Below are 17,787 nucleotides of genomic sequence, written 5' to 3'. Positions count from 1 at the left end.
CATGACTTTCCGCATCGCCGTCGGCGGTATCCATACCGAATGCTCAACCTCGTCTCCCGTCCTGATGCAGCCGGAGGATTTTCGCGTGCTGCGCGGGGCGGACCTGCTGGCACATGAATACTTCGACTTTCTCCATGCAGATGGCGTCGAGCATCTGCCGCTGCTGCATGCGCGTGCAGTGCCGGGCGGCCCAGTGGCACGTGCCACCTACGAAGCATTCAAGGCGGAGTTTCTCGACCGGCTCAAGGCGGCATTGCCGATCGACGGTCTCTATCTTGCCATGCATGGCGCCATGAATGTCGAGGGCATGGATGATGCCGAGGGTGATTGGATCTCTGCGGCTCGCGCCGTTGTCGGTCCTGATGTGCCGGTTGCGGCGAGCTACGACCTGCATGGTAACGTCACGCAGAAAATCGTCGATCAGCTCGATATCTTCGCCGGGTATCGCACGGCACCGCATATCGATGTGCGGGAGACCATGGTCCGGGCCTGGTCAATGCTGGTGCGGTCGCTGAAGACCGGCGAGAAGCCGGGCGTTGCCTGGGCGCCGGTGCCTGTTCTCCTGCCCGGTGAGCGCACCTCGACCGAGGACGAGCCGGCAAAGAGCCTTTATCTGAAGCTGCCGGAGCATGACGCCGTGCCCGGTATCTGGGATGCCAACCTGATGGTCGGCTATGTCTGGGCTGACGAGCCGCGCGGCACGGCCTGTGCCGTCGTGACGGCCGTCGATAAGGCGGCGGCGGAAAAGATCACGGCTGCAATCGCGCAGTCCTATTGGGACGCGCGCGAGGATTTCCGCTTTGGCCCGGTCACAGGTCCGCTTGAGGACATGCTCGACATTGCCGAGCGCACGGAAACACGGCCGATTATTCTGGCGGATTCCGGCGACAACCCGACCGGTGGTGGGGTGGGCGACCGGGCAGATGTGCTCAAGGCGCTTCTGACGCGGTCGATCGATGAGGTCCTGATTGCCGGCATCACGGATCGCCCCGCCGTCGAGCATTGCTTCGCAGCCGGTGCAGGCGCACGGGTATCGCTGAAGGTTGGCGGTTCGCTCGATCCGGCAAGCCCGTCAGTCGAGGTGGACGCGGATGTGGTGTTCCTAGACGATCCCGGTGCGGCGGCCGAACAGCAGGCCGTCGTCAGGATCGGTGACATTACGCTGGTGCTCGCGTCGCGGCGCAGGCCCTATCACAACATCGCGGATTTCACCCGTCTTGGTCTCGATCCGACCAAGGTTCGGCTGCTCGTCGTCAAGTCGGGCTACCTCTCGCCGGAGCTTGCGCCGATCGCCAATCCCAACCTGATGGCGCTGACGGATGGTGTGATCAATCAGGATATCGAGAACCTGCCGAGCCATCGACGTCATCAGCCGAGCTATCCCTTCGTCAAGGATTTCAGCTATACGCCGAAGGTGTTCTTTTCCACGCGATTCTCCTGAGACACTGATTGCCGTGCCGTCCATCCGGCGGCCCGAACCCCGAACCGATAGTTCTCTTCATGTTGTCCTCCTTTTCGGTGGTCTATCGCCACAAGCCGATCCGGGTCAGTGCGGCCGCGATCTTCTTCTTCGGCTTCTCTGGCGCTGCGACGTCGCCCTACATGTCGCTGATCGGCATCCGGGAACTCGGGTTGTCCGACGCCGTCTATTCGGTGCTGATCTTCCTGGCGGCGGTGGTGAATGTTTCGGCCAGCGTGACGGCGGGCATTGTCGCGGATCGACTTGGTCATTTCCGCTCACCGATGATCCTTGCTTCGATCTTCGGCATTTGCGGCTTCGGGCTTGTCTACGTGGTGCCGACGCCGGTGATGTTTGGCGTCGCGACGCTCGTTCTCATTCCGGTCTTTGGCACGATCAACTCGCTGATCTTCGCCAATGTCCGTGCTGTCTCGACCGACATGCCGGTTCGCGAGTTGATGGCGGTAAATTCTGCCGTCCGCGCGGTGCTTTCCGCCTCCTGGGTCCTGGTGCCCGGGATCGTCGGGGCGTTGCTCGTCGGTCAGCCGAGCATGCTGCCGGCCTTCCTGCTGGCAAGCCTTGCCTGTCTCGTCTGTCTCCTGCTGTTCGTGTTCGGCCTCGACCGTCGACCTCCGGCGCAGGAAGGTGAGCGACAACACTACGCCTTTTTCCGGTCCATCCGGCAGATTGGATCCGGGAGCGTGCTGCCTCGACTTTTGGCGGTCTCGCTGATCTCGGCGATGTTGCATGCCAATGGTACCGTCCTGCCGCTGATCGTTACCGGAAAAGCCGGCGGAACGCCGGCTGATGTCGGGGTTATCGTCGGTATCGTCGCCTTTCTGGAGATCATCTTCATCCTCTTCTGGGGATGGGTCGAAGCCAGAACTTCCATTCTCTTTGCAATGGTTACGGCGGCGCTGATCTATTGCAGCTACCTCGTCTTCCTCGGCCTCGCCGATCGGCCGATGGATGTCTATCTGCTGACGCTGGTGGCTGGCCTCGGGGCGGCAGGCATCATCTCGATCCCCATCACCTATCTTCAGAACCTGATCGCGGACCGGGCGGGCCTTGGCAGCTCGCTGATTGCCGTCAACATTTTTCTGAGCGGTGGCATGGCCTCTCTGATGTTTGCGCTCGGCACCAGCATCAGCGACTATGCGGGCACGGCGATCATCGCCTCGGTCGCCGGCGCTTCGGGCGTCGGCCTGCTCTGGCTGCTCGATCGGGTGCCGAAATCAAATGCACGAGGGTAAGGATCAGGTGGTCTCGACGTTCCGCAAAACAGCTTCAGAACCGCTGCTCGAGATCTGCGTCGACGACATCGACGGGCTCAATGCGGCGATTGCCGGCGGCGCTGACCGTATCGAACTCTGTTCTGCTCTTGGGTCGGGGGGGCTGACCCCCTCGTGCGGTTTCATGGCGATCGCTGCCAAGGCACCGATCCCGAGCCATGCGCTGATCCGCCCCCGTGCCGGTGGTTTCACCTATTCCGAGGCGGAAATCGCGGTCATGGAGGCCGACATCATCGCCGCTCGCGATGCAGGCCTTGCCGGTGTGGTCATCGGTGCGACCACTGCAGATGCGACGCTTGATGTCGCCGTGATCCGTCGACTGATTTCAGCAGCAAAAGGTCTCGACCTTACCCTGCATCGGGCGTTCGATGTGGTCTCTGATATGGATGCCGCGCTCGAGATTGCTGTTGCGCTCGGCTTTTCCCGCATCCTGACGTCCGGCGGTCAGCGGCATGCTGCAGAGGGGATCGAAACGCTGAGGCGGCTTGCGGTCAAAGGAGCCGAGCGTATCTCCATTATGCCCGGCGCCGGCGTGCGGCCAGAAAATGCCAGGGAATTTCTGGCAATCCCCGGCGTTATGGAATTGCATGCCTCGTGCAGCGAGGCGGTCCGGGGAGACGGCAGGCTGGTTGAGCTGGGATTTGAAGCAGACGAAAACCGGAGAACCGATGCCGAAACCGTGCGTCAGTTAAAAGCCTCGATAAGCCGGACACAGTCTTAGGCAATCAGGACGCCAGAGCCTGGGCGTCCTGCACAGCCAGACGTTTGAGGGTTTCATCGGCTGTCATCGGCTTGCCGAAGTAATAGCCCTGCACGGCACGGACGCCCAGATTTTCGAGGATTCGCAGTTCCTCCTCAGTCTCGACACCCTCCACGATCGCTTCCAAGTCCATCTCGGCGCAGAGCGCCAAAACCGACTTGACGATGTTGAAGCTCGTCTTGCGGGTGTGGATGTTGCGCACGAAGCTACCGTCGATCTTGATCTTCGTCAGCGGGAGCTTGTGGACATGGTTCAAGCTCGAATAACCGGTACCGAAATCGTCCAGTGAAATGCCGGCGCCCAATTCCCTCAGCATCTGGATCGATGCGCTGGCCTGCTCGAAGTCGTGCATCACGGCCGTTTCCGTGATCTCGAAATTGATGCGCCGCGGGTCGAAGCCGCTCTTCAAGACGATGGCGACTATTTTGAGTGTGTTTTCCGGCGCCGTAAGATCATGCGGCGAGAGGTTGAAGGAGAGATAGACCCCCTCCGGCCAGCGTGCTGCGGTCTTCAAGGCCCTTCCCAGCAGCATGCGGGTGATCAGGGTGATGCGACCGTTGTGCTCGGCCACCGGGATGAATTCCGCCGGGGAGACCTGACCGATCCGTGGGCTTTCCCAGCGCGCCAGTGCCTCGAAGCCGATGCAGATCCGACGATCAACACAGGTGATCGGTTGAAAGACCAAGGAGAGTTCCTTGTCGAGGTCCGCGGCCACCAGAGCATCCTCCACCACTTTCTGGCGATTGAGTTCGTTCGCCTGAACAGCGTTGAAAATCACCGTGCCGGCACGGTGACGGCGTTTGGCGGTATAGAGGGCATAGTCGGCGAGTTCGTAGATTTCCTGTCCGGTTTGCCCAACATCGGGATAGATGGCGAAGCCGACGGAACCCGTCACCTGAACCATGCCACTGCCAATGTTGATGCGTTCTGCGATGATTTCGCAGACTTTGGCGCCGAGCGCGGCCGCGCTATCCTCACCCACCTCGCCCTGCAGAAGCAGACCGAACTCGTCGCCACCGAGACGATAAACGGAAAGGCGCGGGTCGGCGATGGTGGAGAGGCGGTTGCCGATTTCGATCAGCACCTTGTCGCCGGCGGAATGGCCGTAGAGATCGTTGACCGGTTTGAAGCCGTCGAGGTCAATCACGCCGACTGCCAGCTTGCCACCCGAGTTGCTGGCCCGCGTGAAGGCCTCATCCAACACGTGAAAGAAGCTCCGGCGGTTGGCGAGCAGGGTCAGACTATCCAGGTTGGCGAGGCGCAGGTTCTCATCCGATAGCACCTGCATGGCCTTGTTCTGCTCCTGCAGAGCCTGCTGCTGCAGCATCAGCACGTTGCGCGATTCATGCAGCTGGCGAAAATCCCGGTAATGCGAGATCAGGATCATGATCATCGCCATCGTGACGAGAATGACGTTGACGCCGGTCGCAATGAAGGTCGGCTCGCCGGAAAGGCACATGACCACAAAGAACGGCAAGTTGACCGTCACGGTGACGATCAGGGCTGCCGAGCGTAGATGCATAAGGCAGAAGATGCAGCCGATGACGGTGATCGCCATGAAGAAAGCCACATGCGCCTTCTGGTACGGATCGCCGTAGGGGATGAGGGAGATCGACCAGGCCGTGCAGAAGACCGCGATCGGGAAGGATAAAATGTTTGTCCCGCGCAGCTGTTTGTAGGCTTGCTCAGGCGTGCGTTGGCGTTTGCGGCCCTTCAGCCAGATCAGCGAGCGCAGGGCGAACAGCGAGGTCAGAACGATCGGCAGATACAAAACGAGAAAGTCTGGCGCTGCACCCTGATGGGTCCAGGCGAGGGAAATCATGTTGGTGGACAGAATGAAATACAGGAGCGGCACCTGCTTGGAGAATGCCTCGAACTGAGCTGCCGTCAGCGCCGGATTGTGGTTCGGGACCTTGAGAAGGTCGAACCACCGTGCCAGACGCGTCTGCGTTGTCCGCTGAATGTCCACGGCTACTCGCTTCCTTTTGCTGTATCCAGTTTGAAAGATCTATATGAGACTCCGTTAAAATTGCGGAAAGCCATGTCATAAAAACCGGGGACGGTATGACCTCGCCTGACATCTTCGTTGCAGGGATACTGCGGTGCCGCTATCAGACGCTCGTTGAAGGGAGCCGCGCGTGACCAAACTTGCCTCGCATTTTCGCAAGATCACAGGGTTCAGTCTGCTTCTGGCTGCTGTGCCGGTCATGGCCCAGGAATGGCAGCCGACGGAGAAAGTCGAGCATTATAAGGTGAGCGGCGCCTCGCCGCTGGCGCTTTATCAGTCTATCGGCGAGCGTGGGCCAAAGCTTGGTGGTGGCCGCGTGATCGCCCACACAACGTTCAAGCTCACGTGGCAGCGGGATTACCAGCAGCAGGGGCGGGCCTGCGTGCTTGCATCCGCAAAACCAAAACTGATCATTACCTATACCCTGCCGAAGCCTTCTCAGAAGTTGCCGGCCGATGTGGTGGCAAAGTGGGAGACCTTCTACAACGGCATCGTGGAGCACGAGAAACTGCATGGGCAGTTCATGAAGGACCTGACCCAGCAGATCCAGGATGTGTCGATCGGTCTTAGAGACGAAAACGATCCGGGGTGCAAGAAAGTCCGTGCAGCACTCCAAGCCCAGCTGAAGCCGATTTCGGATGCGCATGTGGCGCGCCACAGCGAATATGATCAGGTCGAGATGTCACCGGGCGGTGCGGTGCATCAACTGATCCTCGCCTTCCTCAATCCCTGACCACAAAAAGGCGCCCGCATGGGGCGCCTTCCATCTGATATCAAACCCGTTCCAGGGCAATTGCAATACCCTGACCGACGCCAATGCACATAGTCGAGAGCGCATAGCGGCCGCCTGTTTCCTTCAGTTCCAGGGCTGCCGTCCCCGCGATGCGGGCGCCCGACATGCCGAGCGGATGGCCAAGCGCGATCGCGCCGCCATTGCGGTTGACGCGCGGGTCGTCGTCGGCGATGCCGAGGTCGCGGAGCGTGGCGATGCCCTGGCTCGCAAAGGCTTCGTTCAACTCGATCACGTCGATCTGCTGCTGCGTGAGGCCGAGACGGGCGAGCAGCTTCTTCGAGGCCGGGGCGGGGCCGAAGCCCATGATGCGCGGCGGCACACCGGCGGTTGCGCCACCGAGGATGCGGGCGATCGGGTTGAGGCCATATTTCTTCACGGCGGCTTCCGAGGCAATGATCAGGGCGGCGGCGCCATCATTGACGCCGGAGGCATTGCCGGCGGTAACGGTCGCGCCGTCCATCTTGTTGACCGGCTTCAGCTTGGCGAGCGCCTCCACCGAGGTCGCGCGCGGATGTTCATCGCGGTCGACGATCACGGGGTCACCCTTGCGCTGTGGCACGGTGACGGCCACGATCTCTTTCGCCAGCCGGCCATTGGCCTGCGCTTCCGCTGCTTTCGACTGGCTGCGAACGGCGAAGGCGTCCTGGTCCTCGCGGGAGACCTTGAAGTCGATCGCGACGTTGTCACCGGTCTCCGGCATGGAATCGACGCCGTATTGCTTCTTCATCAGCGGATTGACGAAGCGCCAGCCGATGGTCGTGTCGTAGATCTCGGCATTGCGGGAGAAGGCCGTTTCCGCCTTGGGCATGACGAAAGGCGCGCGGCTCATGCTTTCCACGCCGCCTGCGATCATCAGCTCGGCCTCGCCCGACTTGATCGCGCGGGCAGCCGTGATCACGGCATCCATGCCGGAGCCGCAGAGGCGGTTGATCGTGGTGCCGGTCACGGAGACGGGCAGGCCCGCGAGTAGAGCGGACATGCGGGCGACGTTGCGGTTGTCTTCGCCGGCCTGGTTGGCGCAGCCGAAGATCACGTCCTCGACGGCTTCCCAGTCAATGCCCGCATGGCGCTCCATCAGCGCCTTCAGCGGCACGGCGCCGAGATCATCCGCACGGACGGAGGAGAGCGAACCGCCGAAACGGCCGATGGGCGTGCGGATGTAATCGCAGATAAAGGCTTCGGTCATGACTTGTACTCCTTACAGCGCGGGCACGACGAGGTCGGCAACCGGACCGTCGGTATGAAGCTTGGCGCCGGTCATGGCCTGCAGCTCGTCCATGGTCATGGGGCCAAGCTTTTCGCGCACGACGAACTTGCCGTCGACGATGTCGATCACGGCATGGCTCGTATAGACGCGGGTGATGCAGCCGACGCCGGTCAGCGGGAAGGTGCAGCGTTCGACCAGTTTCGGCTTGCCGTCCTTGGTGACATGTTCGGTGATGACGACGACCTGCTTGGCGCCGTGCACCAGATCCATCGCGCCGCCGACGGCGGGAACGCCCTTGGAGCCGACGCGCCAGTTGGCGAGATCGCCGTTTTCGGCCACCTGATAGGCGCCAAGGATCGCGACATCGAGATGGCCGCCGCGCACCATGGCGAAACTGTCGGCATGGTGGAAGAAGGCAGCGCCCGGCTTTAGGGTGATCGCCTTCTTGCCGGCATTGATCAGGTCCCAGTCCTCCTCGCCGGCGGGTGGTGCCTCGCCGAAGTTCAAGACGCCGTTTTCAGTGTGAAAGATGGCTTCACGTCCCTCCGGCTGGAACTTGGCCACCATTTCCGGAAAGCCGATGCCGAGGTTCACATAGGCGCCATCGGCGATGTCCTGGGCGGCGCGCCAGGCGATCTGGGCGTTGGAGAGCTTGATGTCCTCGCGGGTGTCGATTGCAGCTGCGTCGCTCATGCGTAAACCACTCCGGCGCGGATCAGCGCTTCTTCCTGTTGCGGGTTGGCGACTTCAACGACGCCATCGACGAAGATACCGGGTGTGATCACCTGCTCGGGATCGATCTCGCCGGGCTTCACGATCTTCGAAACCTGGGCGATGGTCTTGGCGGCGGCCATGCACATCAGCGGATTGAAGTTGCGGCCGGCCATCCGATAGGTGAGGTTGCCCATGGTGTCACCGAGATGGGCCTTGACGATGGCGAAATCGGCCTTCAGCCAGCGTTCCTGCACATATTTGCGGCCATCGAACTCCGCAATCACCTTGCCCTCGGCCAGTTCCGTGCCGAACCCGGTCGGGGTGTAAAAGGCCGGGATGCCGGCGCCGCCAGCGCGAATGCGCTCGGCCAGCGTGCCCTGAGGTACCAGTTCCAGCTCGATCTCGCCCGCAAGATAGCGATCGGTGAAGGCTCGAGGGTCGGAGGAGCGCGGGAAAGAGCAGATCATCTTCTTCACGAGACCGGCGTCGATCATCGCGGCAATGCCGATGCGGCCGTTGCCGGCATTGTTGTTGATGACCGTCAGGTTCTTCGGGCCTTTGTCGATCAGGGCGTGAATGAGTTCGATCGGCGCGCCGGAGCCGCCGAAACCGCCGATCATGACGGTCGCGCCGTCGCCGATCTCGGCCACCGCATCCGCCAGGCTTGCAATTGTCTTGTCCATGGGAACTCCCGTTTCCTCTGGCTGCGGACATGCCGCGTCCTCACCAACAAATAGGTCCGCTCCACCATCGACAGCAAGCGGTTTGTGCGATAATTGATATTTGTTCGATAATCGCACAATACGGAGTGGGTATGGCGGTCGGAGAGCGGGACCTGATGGGTGGTTTTGCCAAGGGGCTGAAGGTGCTCGAAGCCTTTGGGCCGGATCATCAGCGGCTCAGCATCACGGATGCCTCTGACCTCAGCGGACTGGATCGAGCAACCGCCCGGCGTTGTCTGCTGACGCTCGCAGAGCTCGGGTATGCCGACTATGATGGGAAGTTCTTCTCGCTAACGCCGAAGATCCTGCGGATCGGCCATGCCTGGCTGTCCGCCACGCCGCTGCCGGTTCTGCTGCAACCGCATCTCGATCAACTGTCGGAACGCGTCGGCCACAGCGCCTCGGCCTCGATCCTCGACAATACCGAGATCGTCTACATCGCCCGTGCCGCCCAGAAGCGGGTCATGTCGATTAATCTGATGCCGGGGTCGCGGCTGCCGGCCTATAGCGCGTCGATGGGGCGGGTGCTGCTGGCAGCGCTTTCGGATGCCGAAGTGGACGCCATCCTTCAGGTCTCCCAGCTGAAGCCCAATACGCCGCGTACCATCACCGATCCCGTTTTGCTGAAAGAGGAGATCGCCAAGGTTCGGCAGCAGGGTTACGCCGTGATCGACCAGGAACTGGAGATCGGTCTGTGTTCGATTGCCATTCCTGTCCGCAACGATCGGGGCCGGGTGGTGGCTGCCATCAATGTCGGTGCGCCGGCTGCGATCCTGCCTGCCGCCGATCTGCCTTCCCAGTGTTTGCCGGCGATGCTGGAGATGCAGGCGAGGCTCAGGCCGCTGCTGCCGTGAGCGTCAGGCCTTAGCCGCTTCTGCTGCTGCCTCGCGGATGGTGCGCATCAGAAGGGCGAGTGGCATGGAGGGAATGGCGTCCGCCCGGACTGTCAGCCCGACCGGTCCCTTGGTCTCGCTGGTGTCGATCGGAAGTGCCGCCAGCGTCCCATCCGCGATGTCGGTCGCGACGACCCCGGTGGAAATGATCCAGATTGCGTCGGTCTGGCGCACGAAGGCGCGGCCGAAACTGTCGGAGACCGTCTCGATCTGCGTTGGCAGGCCAGAAATGCCGTTGGCGATCAGGAAGCGTTCCACGAAAGGCCGGATGATCGAAGCCCGTGTCGGCATCAACACAGGGTAGCGCTCGAGTTCGCCGAACAGATCCGACCCCGCTGACAGAAGCGGATGGCCGGCGCGGACGCAGAAGACAACCTGTTCGGAATACAGGTGCTCGAAGGAAAAGCCTGTCATCTGCTCGGGGGCCGCAAGACGTCCGACCACGAGATCGAGGTCTCCGACCCGAAGCTGTTCGAGCAGAACGGCGTTCTCGCCCGTCACGATCTTGATGCGGGCCGGCACGTCCTCTTTCAGAAACAGCGTCATCGCCTGCGGGATAATGCGGGTGGAGACTGTCGGCAATGCGCCGATCCGGATCGGCGGGGCGTCGGCATGGAGCGCATGGGACACGGAATCGAAACCCTGGCGGAGCGCGGTCAGGGCGGCGCCGGCATGTTTGAGAAAGGCTTCGCCGTAGCGGGTGATGCGGATGCCGCGACCGTCCTTTTCGAAGACGGCGACGCCCAAAACCTCCTCCAGTTCGCGGATCGTCTTGGTCACTGCAGGCTGGCTGACATGCAGGAGCTCCGCCGCTTTCATGACGCTTTTCTGGCGCGAAACTTCGACGAAGGTCTGCAGGTGGCGAAACTTCACCCGGTTGTCGATCATGAAAGCATAACCCTACGGTTAGGTGTTTCGTGGAAAACATCATTTTACCTAACCAAATCGCATGAGCAATATGGAGGCAACGGAGGAGGATCCCGTGCAGTTCGTTCAGGTCAACGGCGTCAGCCTGCATCACCAGATCATCGGTGGGCCGGGCGACAAGCCCGTCATCGTCTTCATTAATTCGCTGGGAACGGACTTCCGTATCTGGCGCGACGTGATCGTGCGGCTCGCCGGCAGCTATCCGCTGCTGACCTATGACAAGCGCGGCCATGGTCTGTCGGATGTCGGTCAAGCCCCGTACTCGATCGACGACCATGTCGATGATCTGATCGGGTTGCTGGAGCATCTGAAGGTGAGCGATGCCGTCGTCTGCGGGCTTTCCGTGGGCGGGCTGATCGCCCAGGGGCTCTACGCTCGACGGCCGGATCTGGTGAAGGCGCTGATCCTTTGCGATACGGCGCACAAGATCGGTACGGCAGTCATGTGGGCCGCCCGCATCGCCGCCATTGAGGAGAGCGGTCTTGATGGGATCGTCGATGGCGTGATGGAGCGCTGGTTCACGCCGGCCTTCCGCGAAAGCGATCCCTCCTTTCCAGGTTATCGCAACATGATGCTGCGGCAGGCGGTCGAGGGTTACACCGGCACCTGTGCTGCGATCCGCGATGCCGATTACACCGCCGCCGCCGGCGAAATTGCCGTTCCAACGCTTTGCGTCGTCGGCGATCAGGATGGGGCGACGCCACCTGAGCTTGTTCTTTCGCTGGCGAAGCTCATCCCGCGCGCCCGCTACGAAGTCATCGAGGACGCCGGCCATATTCCCTGCGTGGAGCAGCCGGAAATGCTTACCACAATCATCGAGGCCTTTCTCGCGCCCGTCATCTCAGGAGAGGCAGCCCATGGCTGATGCCCGCAGTCCATCCGATCGATACCGACAGGGTATGGCGACCCGCCGGCGTGTGCTCGGCGATGCGCATGTCGATCGTGCGTCCTCCTCTGCGACGCCGTTTGATCAGCCCTTCCAGGAGATGATCACCGAGGGTGCCTGGGGTACGGTCTGGTCGCGCCCCGGTATCAGCCCTCGCGAGCGCTCGATGATCACGATCGCGCTTCTCGCAGCTCTCGGTCACGACGAGGAAGTCGCCATGCATGTGCGGGCGACGGCCAATACCGGCGCCAGCCGTGAGGATGTCACGGAAGCCTTGATGCATGTTGCTGTTTATGCCGGAGTTCCCGCCGCCAACAGGGCTTTCAAGATCGCCAAGCACGTGTTTGATAAGATGGATGCCGGCGAGACCGGGGGAGGGAGCCATGACTGACCTGTCGAACAAGAAGCCGGAAACGGGCGCCTTCTTCCCGCGCGACCGCAACTGGCATCCGCCGGCCTATACGCCGACCTACAAGACATCGGTCCTGCGCTCGCCGCAGAAGGCGCTGCTTTCGCTCGATGGTACCAAGTCCGAAATCACGGGCCCGGTCTTCGGACACTCCATGCTGGGTGAACTCGACAATGACCTGATCCACAATTTCGCCAAGCCCGGCGAGAGCGCGATCGGCGAGCGGATCATCGTGCATGGCCGCGTGCTCGACGAGCGCGGTCGGCCTGTGCCCGGCGCCCTCATCGAGTTCTGGCAGGCCAATGCCGGCGGGCGCTATCGCCACAAGAAAGAAAGCTATCTTGCTCCGCTCGATCCGAACTTCGGTGGTTGCGGGCGCACGATCACCGACGAGAACGGCTACTATGCCTTCCGCACCATCAAGCCGGGGCCGTATCCCTGGCCAAACGGTGTCAACGACTGGCGGCCGGCGCATATCCATTTCTCGATCTTCGGCCATGGCTTCTCGCAGCGCCTGATCACCCAGATGTATTTCGAGGGCGATCCGATGATCTGGAAATGTCCGATCGTGCTGACGATCCCGGACCGTGCGGCAATCGAGCAACTCGTCGCCGCGCTCGACTGGTCGGCCACCATTCCGATGGATGCGCGCGCCTACAAGTTCGACATCGTGCTGCGCGGGCGCCGTTCGACATTGTTTGAAAATCGCATGGAGGGCAACTGATGGTCCAAGATCTCGGCTACCTCAAAGAAAGTGCCAGCCAAACGGCCGGCCCTTACGTGCATATCGGCCTCACGCCGAACTTCGCCGACATCGAGGGCGTCTATCCGGCCGATCTCGGCACTGCCATGGTCAACGACAAGACGCGCGGCGAGCGTATCACGGTGACCGGTCGCGTCATCGATGGCTCCGGTACGCCGCTCAAAGATGCGCTGATCGAGATCTGGCAGGCGGATGCCGAGGGGTTTTACAACAGTCCGTCGGAGACGCGCGGCAGTGCCGATCCGAACTTCACCGGCTGGGGCCGATGCCCGTGTGATCTCACGACTGGCGAATACCGGTTCGAGACGATCAAGCCGGGCCGCGTGCCGTTTCGCGATGGCCGGTTGATGGCGCCGCATATCTCCTTCTGGATCGTCGCGCGCGGCATCAATCTCGGCCTCAACACCCGCCTGTATTTCGGCGATGAAGAAGCCGCCAATGCCGAGGATCCGATCCTCGCGCGTATCGAGCACCGGGTGCGTGTGCCGACCCTGATTGCGCAGCGGGACGGTTCGACCTATCTCTTCGATATCCACCTGCAGGGGGAGAAGGAGACGGTCTTCTTCGATATCTGAGAAGGGCCTCGATAACAGCATGACCGCATCCGTCTTTGACCACCCGATCCTCTCTGGCCTGCTCGGCGACGAGGAAATCGGCGCGCAGTTTGCGGCCGTCGCCGAACTCTCCGCCATGCTGCGTTTCGAGGTGGCACTTGCCGAAGCAGAAGCCGCAGAAGGGCTGATCTCTGGCGCTGCACCTGCCACGATCGCCGCTTTGCAGGAGACGTTCACGGCGGATCTCGATGCGCTCAAGCAGTCGATTGGGCGTGATGGCGTGGTCATTCCGGAGCTCGTGCGGCAATGGCGGGCTACACTGGGAGAGGCGGGCAAGGATCTCCACTTCGGTGCCACCAGCCAGGACGCCATCGATACGGGCCTGATGCTCCGGCTGACGACAGTGCTGTCGATCCTCGATCAGCGCCTCGGCGCCGTCATCGCAGCCCTCGACGGTCTGAACGGGCGGTTCGGTGGCAAGTCGCTGATGGGCCGTACCCGCATGCAAGCGGCGATCCCGATCCATGTCGCCGATCGGTTGTCGAGCTGGAAAACGCCGCTTGTCGGCCATCAGGCGGCTGTTCAGGAGATGCTTTTGGCCGGTCTGCCGCTGCAGTTCGGCGGTGCTGCCGGTACGCTGGAGAAGCTCGGCGACAAGGCTGTCGCGGTTCGCGCGCGACTGTCGGACATCCTGAAGCTGTCGGACCGGCCGCAGTGGCACAGCCAGCGGGCGGTGATCGCTGAGATCGGCGGCTTGTTCTCCCAGGTCACCGGCAGTCTGGGCAAGATCGGTCAGGATCTCGCGCTGATGGCGGATAATGGTACGGCGGTCATTGGTGGCGGCGGTGCATCGTCCGCCATGCCGCACAAGCGCAATCCGGTGAAGGCCGAGGTCCTCGTCACGCTTGCGCGGTTCAATGCCGTGCAGATCTCCGGCCTGCATCAGGCGCTCGTGCATGAGCAGGAGCGATCGGGCGCTGCCTGGACACTCGAATGGATGATCCTGCCGCAGATGGCGATCGCCGCGGGGGCTTCGACACGATTGGCCATTGATCTCCTCCAGTCGGTCGAGGAGATGGGTGACCGCTGATCAGCGCTCGCCCGGATCCGACGTGTCTGTCGCGACATAGCGACGGGTTGCCTTGCGCAACACCCCGATTTGCTTTGCAAAGCCCGAGCAGGCACCGCACTTCATCAGATGCAGCCGGAGGCCGACGGTCTCACGGATGGAAAGGCGCCGGTCCAGCTCATCGGAAGCCAGTTTCGTGGCGTTTTCACACATCATGACAGGCTCTCCTTCGGCGCGAACCAGTGGCCTTCTAGGCAGTTGCGCAGCCGTAGCCGGGCACGATGCATGAGGACATGCAGATTGGTGGTGGTGATGCCGACCTCCGCACAGATCTCTGATGTTTCCATCTCGATGAATTCCCGCATCATGAAGACGCGGCCCTGATCCGGTGGCAGATGATCGAGGCAGGCTTCGAAGACGCGCCAGAAGTCCTTGCCCAGGAGCTCGATCTCCGGATTGCCCCAGTCGCTCGGCCGATTTTCTGGCGCCCAATGCCCCTTGGCGTCGAAATAACGGGGTTCGTCCTCATCCGGAAAATGGCCAAGCGGCATAGCAATCATCTGCGACTGTCGACGCTTGAAGCGGATCTGATCGGCGATCTTGTTGCGCAGGATGGCGAAGACCCAGGTGCGAAAGGCGGAGCGACCGGCGAAGGCCTTGGCGTTTCGCAGCGCACCCGCGAGCGCCTCCTGCACCGCATCTTCGGCCAGACCCGGATCGGCCAGCTGAAGGCTTGCGAATTTCAGCATGCGCTCGCGCAGTTCCGCCATGTAGACCGCATCGGCGAGAAACGGTGCCGCTGCACTCGTCCCACCGTTCAATTCGTGCTCACCCAGATTCCTCATCATGATCCCCCGGACATCGTCCGCGCCTGCCAAGATCCCGTGCGCCACACAGCGCGCTCACCTTTGTCGCGCGTCGCGATCCCGATCTTACAGCATGGACCAAAAAAATCTCATGTCAGGATCATGACCACCGCATAGGCTGCAATCACCAACAGGGTAACATTGCGCCGAAGCGCCAGATACCAGGCGGGTTGATCGCCTCTGCGGTGAATGCTGAGGTCGGCAGGCAACAGGCCGAGAAAGACCGCCACATGCAGCGCCATCGTGATGACAGGTGCGAGCGGGAAAATAAGAAGTCCGCCGATCGCCATCAGTGCGGCGACATTGCTTCCGATCAGCATGATCCTCGGATCCTGGGCGCGGATCTGTGCCTGGCTCCACAGGGTGCCCGCCATGAAGCTGGCGATCCCGGTGCCATAAGCGATGAAGGCCTGAGCAGCGAGGGCGGGTTGATAGCCGAGCACCTGCGCGAGGCCGAGCGCCCAGAAGGGCAAGGCGCCGGAATAGGTCAGGACTTTGGTGAGCGTCGGATCGCGGTACATATCAAGCTCCTTGCAGGCGTTGGGTCAGCAGTTGCGACAGCGCCTGAGCGCTCTCCACGGCCGCCTCGACCCGGTTGCCGAGACACCAGTCGCCGCAGGCGCCGAGGCCAAGGCTTGCGTCAAACAGATAGGGCTGGCCGATGGGTTTCTCGACATTGGCATAACGCCAGCGGTGCAGATCGAGCCATGGAGCAGTCGAGAAATCCTTGCCGAGAATACGGTCGAGGGATTGGAGCATCTCGGTTTTGACGGCATCACGGTCGCGCTCCAGATTGGCCTCGGCCCAGTCGTTGCGGCTGTGAATGGTGAGCGCAGTTTTCGCGGGCCGCCCCGGTTTGCTCGGTTCAACGGCGATCCAACTCAAGACGTCATCCTCGATGCGGGCAGCCTCGAAGCCGATGTCGAGTGGCTCCTCCAGGCCGATCATCAGGGTGAAACAGCCGCTTATTTCGGCAGCCTTGAGGGCGGCATGACCGCTGAAAGTCTCCGGCATCAGCCGGATGGTCTGCGGAGCGGGGGCGGTGGAGATGACGAGATCGAAGCGGCCAAGATCGTTGCCGTCGTTGTCGCCGAGCGCCCAGCCTCCGTCGGCAGCTGAAATCTCCGCCGCGGTCGTCTCCTTGCGGATGTGGAGCCCTTCAGCCAATCCATGGGCAAAAGCGCTCATGCCGGGAGTGCCGACATAGCGCGGCTCCGGTGGGCGCGTGTCGCTCACAAGGCCGTCTGCCTTCAGCGTATGAACCGATTTTGGCCAGATACCGGCATGACCGTCTGCCGCGGCGCTTTCCGCGACCGCCTTGAATGCCGGCGAGCGCGCGGTGAAATACTGGGCGCCGTGGTCGAAGGCAAAGCCCTCGCGGCGCCGGTTTGCCATCCGGCCGCCGAGGCCTCGGCTCTTTTCAAACACGGTGACCTCGGCGTGAGCGGAGAGATTGCGGGCGAGCGTGATGCCAGCAATGCCGGCCCCGATGATGGCGATGGATGTCTTCACGCGATGCCCTTCTCAAATGCTTGATGCGTTTGAGCTTTACGTTGTTCAGGCGTCGGCGGTTTTGCCATCTTCGCTCGCTTCCAGCAATGGCCGGATCAGCGGATTGGGAAAACGCCGTTTCACGGTGACGGCAAAGAAGGATTCGATCATGCCGGGGAGCGCATCGAACTCGACCAGCGTGCCGGCCTCGAGCTCGCCCTTGACGACGATCGGCGGCAGGACAGCGAGGCCCGCCCCTTCGCGGGCGAGAAGACGCATCATCGCCATGTCGTCGACTTCGGCTGCAATCTGCGGGGTAATGCCGAGACGTGCGACTAGCGCTTCGAACTGCGAGCGTACGCCACTTTCGAGCGTCGGCAGGATCACGGGATGCTCGCCCAGCAGGTCGGCGAGCGTCGCGCCGGGCTTGCCGTAAGATGGCCTGCCGATGAGACTGACCCGCTGCTGATAAACGTGCTGTGCAATGAAGGGCGTGACCGAATCCGCCATCGGCGCCTGGTTGAGCAGGACGATGTCGAGGTTCAGCGCTTCGAGCGCGCCGAGTAGCTCGCTGGTGCTGCCGGAGCGCAGGATCATGTCGACGTCGGAGCGTCCCAGGATCGGGCGCAGGAACTCCATCTGGAAGTTGCGGGAGAGGGTGGCGAGCGCGCCAATGCGTATCGCACGGCGGGTTCTGCCGGTTTCCTTCAGCGTCTCGACCAGTTCCTCGCCGGCCGAAAAGATGGTGTCGGCATGGTCGAGCGCGATCCGGCCGGCTTCCGTCAGATAGAGTTGGCGCCCGCGGCGTTCGAAGAGCGAATGGCCCAACCGCTCCTCCAGTTGCTTGATCTGGATGGAGAGTGCGGATTGCGACAGGTTCAGCCGTTCGGCCGTACGCGTGAGGTTGCCGTCATGGGCGACGGCGCGGAAGTAGCGCAGATGGTGATAGTTCAGCTCGGCCATAATTCTATTTT

Annotated in this window: 20 protein-coding genes; 10 read left to right on the top strand and 10 right to left on the bottom strand. The window is 62.0% G+C overall.

All coding sequences use genetic code 11. The features are described from left to right. Position 1 precedes the first annotated feature (1 nt). The 3 genes from ACT53S_RS13180 to ACT53S_RS13170 are packed head-to-tail and all read left to right on the top strand — an operon-like array spanning position 2 to position 3,472. Positions 2 to 1,441 carry a M81 family metallopeptidase gene (locus ACT53S_RS13180; RefSeq protein ID WP_476067318.1) on the top strand — a complete coding sequence of 480 codons (1,440 nt, stop codon included), beginning with the start codon at positions 2 to 4 and terminating at the stop codon, positions 1,439 to 1,441. A gap of 59 nt (positions 1,442 to 1,500) precedes the next feature. After that, entirely contained in the window at positions 1,501 to 2,712 is a 1,212-nt protein-coding gene (locus ACT53S_RS13175; protein ID WP_476067317.1) for an MFS transporter, read from the top strand. Continuing rightward, positions 2,699 to 3,472, top strand: a complete 774-nt coding sequence (locus ACT53S_RS13170) for a copper homeostasis protein CutC (protein ID WP_476067316.1) — start codon at positions 2,699 to 2,701, stop codon at positions 3,470 to 3,472. Before ACT53S_RS13175 ends, ACT53S_RS13170 begins: the two co-directional genes overlap by 14 nt. Positions 3,473 to 3,476: 4 nt before the next feature. Here the strand turns inward: ACT53S_RS13170 and ACT53S_RS13165 are convergent, their stop codons facing one another. Then, entirely contained in the window at positions 3,477 to 5,480 is a 2,004-nt protein-coding gene (locus ACT53S_RS13165) for a putative bifunctional diguanylate cyclase/phosphodiesterase (RefSeq protein ID WP_476067315.1), read from the bottom strand. Positions 5,481 to 5,649: 169 nt separating this feature from the next. On the opposite strand from ACT53S_RS13165, the gene ACT53S_RS13160 reads away from it, so the two are divergent. After that, a complete protein-coding gene (locus tag ACT53S_RS13160; RefSeq protein WP_476067314.1) occupies positions 5,650 to 6,252 on the top strand; it encodes a DUF922 domain-containing Zn-dependent protease in 603 nt (200 codons plus the stop codon). 40 nt (positions 6,253 to 6,292) lie between these two features. Here ACT53S_RS13160 and pcaF read toward each other — a convergent pair whose 3' ends face one another. From pcaF to ACT53S_RS13145, 3 genes are read right to left on the bottom strand one after another with little or no spacing between them, the layout of a single operon-like run. Beyond that, a complete protein-coding gene (pcaF, locus tag ACT53S_RS13155) occupies positions 6,293 to 7,498 on the bottom strand; it encodes a 3-oxoadipyl-CoA thiolase (protein ID WP_476067313.1) in 1,206 nt (401 codons plus the stop codon). A 12-nt stretch (positions 7,499 to 7,510) separates the two neighbouring features. Next, a complete protein-coding gene (locus ACT53S_RS13150; RefSeq protein ID WP_476067312.1) occupies positions 7,511 to 8,212 on the bottom strand; it encodes a 3-oxoacid CoA-transferase subunit B in 702 nt (233 codons plus the stop codon). Continuing rightward, complete coding sequence (locus ACT53S_RS13145; protein WP_476067311.1) at positions 8,209 to 8,916, bottom strand: 3-oxoacid CoA-transferase subunit A; 708 nt, start codon at positions 8,914 to 8,916, stop codon at positions 8,209 to 8,211. Before ACT53S_RS13145 ends, ACT53S_RS13150 begins: the two co-directional genes overlap by 4 nt. Positions 8,917 to 9,047: 131 nt before the next feature. Between ACT53S_RS13145 and ACT53S_RS13140 the strand changes: the two genes are divergently transcribed. Beyond that, a complete protein-coding gene (locus ACT53S_RS13140; RefSeq protein ID WP_476067310.1) occupies positions 9,048 to 9,809 on the top strand; it encodes an IclR family transcriptional regulator in 762 nt (253 codons plus the stop codon). Positions 9,810 to 9,812: 3 nt separating this feature from the next. On the opposite strand, the gene pcaQ is transcribed toward ACT53S_RS13140, so the two are convergent. Continuing rightward, entirely contained in the window at positions 9,813 to 10,736 is a 924-nt protein-coding gene (pcaQ, locus tag ACT53S_RS13135; protein ID WP_476067309.1) for a pca operon transcription factor PcaQ, read from the bottom strand. A gap of 94 nt (positions 10,737 to 10,830) precedes the next feature. On the opposite strand from pcaQ, the gene pcaD reads away from it, so the two are divergent. Genes pcaD through ACT53S_RS13110 form a run of 5 tightly spaced genes read left to right on the top strand, consistent with a single transcriptional unit; the run spans position 10,831 to position 14,477 of the window. Further along, complete coding sequence (gene pcaD / locus ACT53S_RS13130; RefSeq protein ID WP_476067308.1) at positions 10,831 to 11,640, top strand: 3-oxoadipate enol-lactonase; 810 nt, start codon at positions 10,831 to 10,833, stop codon at positions 11,638 to 11,640. Continuing rightward, entirely contained in the window at positions 11,633 to 12,052 is a 420-nt protein-coding gene (gene pcaC / locus ACT53S_RS13125; protein ID WP_113375833.1) for a 4-carboxymuconolactone decarboxylase, read from the top strand. The genes pcaD and pcaC overlap by 8 nt, the downstream gene beginning before the upstream one ends. Then, complete coding sequence (pcaH, locus tag ACT53S_RS13120; RefSeq protein WP_113461867.1) at positions 12,045 to 12,794, top strand: protocatechuate 3,4-dioxygenase subunit beta; 750 nt, start codon at positions 12,045 to 12,047, stop codon at positions 12,792 to 12,794. The genes pcaC and pcaH overlap by 8 nt, the downstream gene beginning before the upstream one ends. Next, a complete protein-coding gene (gene pcaG, locus ACT53S_RS13115) occupies positions 12,794 to 13,408 on the top strand; it encodes a protocatechuate 3,4-dioxygenase subunit alpha (protein WP_476067307.1) in 615 nt (204 codons plus the stop codon). The genes pcaH and pcaG overlap by 1 nt, the downstream gene beginning before the upstream one ends. Positions 13,409 to 13,427: 19 nt before the next feature. Further along, positions 13,428 to 14,477 (top strand): 3-carboxy-cis,cis-muconate cycloisomerase, encoded by a 1,050-nt coding sequence (locus tag ACT53S_RS13110; RefSeq protein ID WP_476067306.1) that lies wholly within the window; start codon positions 13,428 to 13,430, stop codon positions 14,475 to 14,477. On the opposite strand, the gene ACT53S_RS13105 is transcribed toward ACT53S_RS13110, so the two are convergent. The 5 genes from ACT53S_RS13105 to ACT53S_RS13085 all read right to left on the bottom strand — a co-directional run bounded on the left by ACT53S_RS13105 (position 14,478) and on the right by ACT53S_RS13085 (position 17,776). Further along, complete coding sequence (locus ACT53S_RS13105) at positions 14,478 to 14,672, bottom strand: zf-HC2 domain-containing protein (RefSeq protein ID WP_142072051.1); 195 nt, start codon at positions 14,670 to 14,672, stop codon at positions 14,478 to 14,480. Continuing rightward, positions 14,669 to 15,301 carry a sigma-70 family RNA polymerase sigma factor gene (locus ACT53S_RS13100; protein WP_476067305.1) on the bottom strand — a complete coding sequence of 211 codons (633 nt, stop codon included), beginning with the start codon at positions 15,299 to 15,301 and terminating at the stop codon, positions 14,669 to 14,671. Before ACT53S_RS13100 ends, ACT53S_RS13105 begins: the two co-directional genes overlap by 4 nt. Positions 15,302 to 15,411: 110 nt before the next feature. Beyond that, positions 15,412 to 15,843, bottom strand: coding sequence for a DUF3429 domain-containing protein (locus ACT53S_RS13095; protein WP_476067304.1), 432 nt, complete (start codon positions 15,841 to 15,843; stop codon positions 15,412 to 15,414). A gap of 1 nt (position 15,844) precedes the next feature. After that, entirely contained in the window at positions 15,845 to 16,834 is a 990-nt protein-coding gene (locus ACT53S_RS13090; RefSeq protein ID WP_476067303.1) for an NAD(P)/FAD-dependent oxidoreductase, read from the bottom strand. Between the two features lie 45 nt (positions 16,835 to 16,879). Beyond that, the gene (locus tag ACT53S_RS13085) at positions 16,880 to 17,776 is read right to left on the bottom strand and encodes a LysR family transcriptional regulator (RefSeq protein ID WP_476067302.1); all 897 of its coding nucleotides are present in this window, start codon (positions 17,774 to 17,776) and stop codon (positions 16,880 to 16,882) included. Positions 17,777 to 17,787: the final 11 nt, after the last annotated feature.

The sequence above is a fragment of the Allorhizobium sp. DMC15 genome, from assembly GCF_056314065.1.
This window is presented reverse-complemented; position numbering and strand designations above follow the sequence as displayed.

Excerpts from the sequence above, each read along its gene's own strand:
- ACT53S_RS13180 (WP_476067318.1), top strand. The coding sequence starts at position 2 with ATGACTTTCCGCATCGCCGTCGGCGGTATCCATACCGAATGCTCAACC.
- ACT53S_RS13175 (WP_476067317.1), top strand. The coding sequence starts at position 1,501 with ATGTTGTCCTCCTTTTCGGTGGTCTATCGCCACAAGCCGATCCGGGTC.
- ACT53S_RS13170 (WP_476067316.1), top strand. The coding sequence starts at position 2,699 with ATGCACGAGGGTAAGGATCAGGTGGTCTCGACGTTCCGCAAAACAGCT.
- pcaF (WP_476067313.1), bottom strand. The coding sequence starts at position 7,498 with ATGACCGAAGCCTTTATCTGCGATTACATCCGCACGCCCATCGGCCGT.
- ACT53S_RS13150 (WP_476067312.1), bottom strand. The coding sequence starts at position 8,212 with ATGAGCGACGCAGCTGCAATCGACACCCGCGAGGACATCAAGCTCTCC.
- ACT53S_RS13145 (WP_476067311.1), bottom strand. The coding sequence starts at position 8,916 with ATGGACAAGACAATTGCAAGCCTGGCGGATGCGGTGGCCGAGATCGGC.
- ACT53S_RS13140 (WP_476067310.1), top strand. The coding sequence starts at position 9,048 with ATGGCGGTCGGAGAGCGGGACCTGATGGGTGGTTTTGCCAAGGGGCTG.
- pcaQ (WP_476067309.1), bottom strand. The coding sequence starts at position 10,736 with ATGATCGACAACCGGGTGAAGTTTCGCCACCTGCAGACCTTCGTCGAA.
- pcaC (WP_113375833.1), top strand. The coding sequence starts at position 11,633 with ATGGCTGATGCCCGCAGTCCATCCGATCGATACCGACAGGGTATGGCG.
- pcaH (WP_113461867.1), top strand. The coding sequence starts at position 12,045 with ATGACTGACCTGTCGAACAAGAAGCCGGAAACGGGCGCCTTCTTCCCG.
- pcaG (WP_476067307.1), top strand. The coding sequence starts at position 12,794 with ATGGTCCAAGATCTCGGCTACCTCAAAGAAAGTGCCAGCCAAACGGCC.
- ACT53S_RS13110 (WP_476067306.1), top strand. The coding sequence starts at position 13,428 with ATGACCGCATCCGTCTTTGACCACCCGATCCTCTCTGGCCTGCTCGGC.
- ACT53S_RS13105 (WP_142072051.1), bottom strand. The coding sequence starts at position 14,672 with ATGATGTGTGAAAACGCCACGAAACTGGCTTCCGATGAGCTGGACCGG.
- ACT53S_RS13100 (WP_476067305.1), bottom strand. The coding sequence starts at position 15,301 with ATGAGGAATCTGGGTGAGCACGAATTGAACGGTGGGACGAGTGCAGCG.
- ACT53S_RS13095 (WP_476067304.1), bottom strand. The coding sequence starts at position 15,843 with ATGTACCGCGATCCGACGCTCACCAAAGTCCTGACCTATTCCGGCGCC.
- ACT53S_RS13085 (WP_476067302.1), bottom strand. The coding sequence starts at position 17,776 with ATGGCCGAGCTGAACTATCACCATCTGCGCTACTTCCGCGCCGTCGCC.